At 74.1% G+C, this 4970-nt stretch carries 3 protein-coding genes; 1 reads left to right on the forward strand and 2 read right to left on the reverse strand.

The genetic code is table 11. The features are described from left to right. Positions 1-87: 87 nt before the first annotated feature. A complete protein-coding gene (locus ACFV0G_RS14175) occupies positions 88-798 on the reverse strand; it encodes a restriction endonuclease (RefSeq protein ID WP_380546328.1) in 711 nt (236 codons plus the stop codon). Between the two features lie 146 nt (positions 799-944). Then, a complete protein-coding gene (locus tag ACFV0G_RS14180; protein WP_380546343.1) occupies positions 945-2366 on the reverse strand; it encodes a CCA tRNA nucleotidyltransferase in 1422 nt (473 codons plus the stop codon). A 337-nt stretch (positions 2367-2703) separates the two neighbouring features. Here ACFV0G_RS14180 and ACFV0G_RS14185 point away from each other — a divergent pair. Next, the coding region (locus ACFV0G_RS14185) for a DUF6049 family protein (protein WP_380546330.1) at positions 2704-4970 on the forward strand (2267 nt) is incomplete at its 3' end.

Below are 4970 nucleotides of genomic sequence, written 5' to 3' on the forward strand. Positions count from 1 at the left end.
GGGGGGGCCCCCTCCCCCATTCAGTCTACCCCCCACCGCCCCGCGCGCGGGGGGGGGCCCCGGCCCCCCCCCCGGGCCACGTCCGTCTCAGACCAGCAGCTCCCCGAGCTCCTCGTCGCCCGCTCCCGCGTCGACCGCACGCAGCAGGCGCAGCCGGCGACGGGCCACCGTCCGCTCGTCGTCGTCCAGCACGACCCGCTCCAGCCGGCCGACCCGGTCCGTCAGCGCGTCCAGCTTGGTGCTGTTGCGGCCGACCTCGACCGCCAGCGCGTTCAGCAGCGGGACGATCGCCGTGCCGACCACGTCCCGGACCACCGACTCGGCGACCCGTGCCACCGCCGCGTCCAGCGAGCCCTCCGGGTGGACCGGGCGGTTCCCGTCCCGGGGCACGTCCGCCGGGCGGCGGCGGGACCCCTGCTCCACGTCGAGCAGGTGGCACCGCACCTCGCGGGCGGTCTCGCTGTCGCGCAGCAGCATGGCGACGTTGAGCACGGTGCGCCGGGTGAAGAGGGCCAGCGAGCGGGCCCGGGAACGGATCCCACTGGCCTCCTTGAAGGAGGTCAGTTGTGGGCCGGTCAGCACCCGGTACCCGTTCGCCCCGAGTTCGTCCCGGTGGTCCCCCACGACCGAGTAGACCGCCTTGAGCCCGACCCCGAAGTACTCCGCCACACCCTCCGTCGTGACGTGCAGGTCGTCGGGGAGCAGCCGGAGCGCGCCGACCCGGTCGAGCGCCTCGACCCGCCCCGCCACCGTCGCCCGCATGGTCGGCGACTCCAACAGCACCGCGTCCACGGACATGCCGTGTCCTCCCTCCACGCCGAGGGGTGGATCCCCTCGCTCGGACGGAGCAACGGTGCCGCCGATCGGCCGGTCACACCGCGGGGCGGGAAACACACGATCGAGCGGAATCGCTCAAGCGACCCACGCCCCGCCCGCCCCACGGGTCACTGCTGACCCGCCCACCACTCCCGGAGAGCGGCCACCGCGGTGTCGTGGTCCATCGGCCCGTGCTCCAGCCGGAGCTCCAGCATGTGCTTGTACGCCCGGCCGACCTGGGGCCCGGGCTTGAGGCCGAGCAGCTCCATGATCTGGTTGCCGTCCAGCGCGGGGCGGATCGAGTCCAGCTCCTCCTGCTCCTTCAGCCGGGCGATCCGCTCCTCCAGGGTGTCGTACGTCCGGGCCAGCGCGGCGGCCTTCTTGCGGTTGCGGGTGGTGCAGTCGGAGCGGGTCAGGGCGTGCAGGCGCTCCAGCAGCGGGCCGGCGTCGGTGACGTAGCGGCGCACCGCGGAGTCCGTCCAGTCGCCGCCGCCGTAGCCGTGGAAGCGCAGGTGGAGCTCGACGAGGCGGGAGACGTCGTCGACCAGCTCGTTGGAGTACTTCAGCGCGCGCATCCGCTTGCGGGTCATCTTGGCGCCGACCACCTCGTGGTGGTGGAAGGAGACCCGGCCGTCGGACTCGAAGCGGCGGGTGCGCGGCTTGCCGATGTCGTGCAGCAGCGCGGCGAGCCGCAGCGTGAGGTCCGGGCCGTCCTGCTCCAGGGCGATGGCCTGCTCCAGGACGGTCAGCGAGTGCTCGTAGACGTCCTTGTGGCGGTGGTGCTCGTCGCTCTCCAGGCGGAGCGCGGGCAGCTCCGGCAGGACGTACTCGGCGAGGCCGGTGTCGACCAGCAGCCGCAGGCCCTTGACCGGGTGGGCGGCCAGCAGCAGCTTGTTCAGCTCGGCCTGCACCCGTTCGGCGGAGACGATGGTGATCCGCTCGGCCATCGCGGTCATCGCGGCCACCACCTCGGGGGCCGGGGTGAAGTCGAGCTGGGCGGCGAACCGCGCGGCCCGCATCATCCGCAGCGGGTCGTCGGAGAACGACTCCTCCGGGGTGGCCGGGGTGCGCAGGATGCGCTCCTCCAGGTCCTCCAGCCCGCGGTGCGGGTCGACGAAGCTGCGGCCCGGCAGGTCGACGGCCATCGCGTTGACGGTGAAGTCCCGCCGGACGAGGTCCTGCTCGATGGTGTCGCCGTAGGTGACCTCGGGCTTGCGCGAGGTGCGGTCGTACGCCTCGGAGCGGTACGTGGTGATCTCGATCAGGAAGGAGCCGTCGGCGGTGTCCTTGCGGGCGCCCACGGTGCCGAAGGCGATGCCGACGTCCCAGACCGCGTCGGCCCAGCCCTTGACCAGCTTGAGGACCTGGTGCGGGCGGGCGTCCGTGGTGAAGTCGAGGTCGTTGCCGAGGCGTCCCAGCAGGGCGTCGCGCACCGATCCGCCGACCAGCGCCAGCCGGTGCCCGGACGCCTGGAAGCGGCGGGCGATCTCGTCGGCGACCGGCGAGACCCGGAGCAGCTCCTGCAGACCGAGGGTCTGCGCCTCGCTCAGCCCGGGGAGGACCGTCGGCGCGGTGGAGCTGGAATGATGGACGCTGGACTCATTGGCAGTGGACACGGCTCCCTAGGGTACGTGCCCGCGCAGGCCCGGCGCCCCTTCGTTTCCGGGTGCGGCGCGGCCGCCGCGGCCGGGGCCGGACGGCCGACAGCCGGGAGCCCGAACCATCGGTACGCCGGGTGCGTCGTTACCATGCCGGGTGAGTCCGCTTCCGGCGGGGCCGCGCGTGTTGCGGCCGCACGGGTCCGCCCGGTGCAGGACGGTCGACCGCCGGTCATCCGGCGGTCCCGGGTATCCACGAATTCGAACGAGAACGGCGAGGGCAGAGCACGTGGGCGAGGCGCGGCACGGCCTGACAGCGTACGGACGCGCGGGGCGGGCGGCCCGCTGCCTGGCCGCGGCGCTGGCCGGCGGCACCGTCCTGCTGTCCGCCGCCGCGCCGGCGCTCGCCGCCGCGCCCGGGCGGACCGGCCTGGTCACCGCGTCCGGCGACTACCCGGCGGCGGTGGAGATCTCCTCGGTCACCCCGGTGGCGGGCGACAACGCCCAGGTGACGGTGGTCGGCAAGGTCACCAACCGCGGGTCCGGCACGCTCCGGGCGGCGCACGTGGCGATCCGCAGCCCGCGCGGCCTGGACACCCGCAGCGACATCAACCTGGTCGCCGGGCGGACGTCGCCCACCTCGCAGGACGGCATCGACCTGCCGAAGACCAAGACCCAGCTGGGTGACATCGGCCCCGGCAAGTCCCTCGACTACACCATCCGCACCTCGGTCGGCGATCTCGGCCTCAAGGACGGCGGGGTGTACGAGCTGGCGGTCGACGTCCGGGACGAGGACCAGGACCACGCGCTCGGGATCGCCCGCACCTACCTGCCGTACAACGTCCAGCAGTCCGGCAAGCAGACGCAGATCGCCACCCTGTGGCCGATCACGCACGCCCCCGAGCTGGTCGCCCAGACCATGCCGGGCGACGACCAGACGCCCGTCCTGCGGGACGACAGCCTGGCCTCCGACCTCTCGCCGGAGGGCCGGCTCGGCCGGCTGGTCGCGCTCGGCCGGGGCCTGCCGAACCTCACCTGGGTGATCGACCCGGACCTGCTGGACACCGTGTACGCGATGACCAAGCCGTACCGGGTGCAGAAGCCCGGCACCGGCGGGGAGTCCGCCAACGAGGACAACACCGTCGCCGGTACCGGCAGCAGCGCCGCCACCGAGTGGCTGGCCGCGCTGCGGACGGCGGTCGGCGCGGCCGGCGCCCAGGTCGTCGCCCTGCCGTACGCCGACCCGGACCTCGCCTCCATCGCCCACAACGGCGCCGCCCTGCCCGGCATGGAGGGCGCCCTCGGCAAGGCCGCCACGGCCGGCAAGGTGACCGCCGAGGGCCGGCTGTCCGTGGACGTCACCGGCGGCGTCGCCTGGCCGTACCAGGGCCGGCTCGACCAGCAGACCGCCGCGGTGGCCCGCACCACCGGGGCCGGCCTGGTGCTCGTCGACGGGGCGAGCCTGCCCGACCCGCGCTCGCTCGCCTACACCCCGAACGCGGCCCGCCCGATCGGCAACGGCCAGACCGCGGTGGTCGCCGACAGCACGCTCTCCTCGCTGTTCCAGGGGGACCTCGCCACCGACCAGGCGCAGAGCCTCGCGGAGCAGCGGTTCCTGGCCGAGACCATGACCATCAGCCGGCAGCGCCCGGACGACCAGCGCAGCCTGCTGGTGATGCCGCCGCGGACGATGACCGCGGGCACCGCCGAGGCGCTCGCCGCCGCGATCGGTGCGGCGTCCGCGCAGGGCGGCTGGGTCGCCCCGACCCGCCTCGACGCGGTCGCCGGTGCGCCGGCCGACCCGCGGGCCGACGACTCGGTGTCCGGCGACTACCCGGGCGAGCTGCGCGGCTCGGAGCTCTCCGCGACCGCGCTGAGCGCCGTCATGGGCGTGCAGAACGGCCTCGACCAGTTGCTGATGATCCTCACCCAGCCGCAGCGGGTGCGCGGTCCGTTCAGTGCGGCGATGGTGCGCTCGATGTCCACCCAGTGGCGCGACCAGGCCGACCCGGGTGCGGCCTACCGCGACGGGGTGCAGAGCTACCTCGCCAACCTCACCTCGGCGGTGCGCGTACCCGCCAAGAGCGTCATCACGCTCCCCGGTGACAACGCGACGCTGCTGATCAGTGTGAAGAACGGTCTCAACCAGGCGGTCGGCAACCTCCAGCTGCGGGTCACCTCGGCCCAGGTCAACCGGCTCAACGTCGGCCAGGCGGAGGCCGTGGTGCTCGACACCGCCACCAGCCGCACCTTCCGCTTCCCCGCCAAGGCCCAGGTCAACGGCCCGGTCCAGGTGACCGCCCAGCTGTGGACGACCGGTCCCAACGCGCAGCCCTACGGCAAGCCGATCGCCTTCACGGTGGAGGTCACCTCCGTGGCGAGCGGCGTGACGTACGTGATCGGCGGCGGCGTGGTGCTGATGGTGCTCGCCGGCGTCCGCTTCTCCCTCCAGCGCAAGAAGCGCTCCGCCGCCGGCGAGGTCGACCTCGACCCGGAGCGCCTGCTGGCGGACGAGCCCGCCGAGCCGGAGCGGGGGGGGGGGGGGGCGGGCGGCGG

The sequence above is a fragment of the Kitasatospora sp. NPDC059571 genome (assembly GCF_042735675.1).
Classification (GTDB): Bacteria; Actinomycetota; Actinomycetes; order Streptomycetales; family Streptomycetaceae; genus Kitasatospora.

Coding starts and splice junctions, on each gene's coding strand:
- ACFV0G_RS14175 (WP_380546328.1), bottom strand. CDS start 798: ATGTCCGTGGACGCGGTGCTGTTGGAGTCGCCGACCATGCGGGCGACG.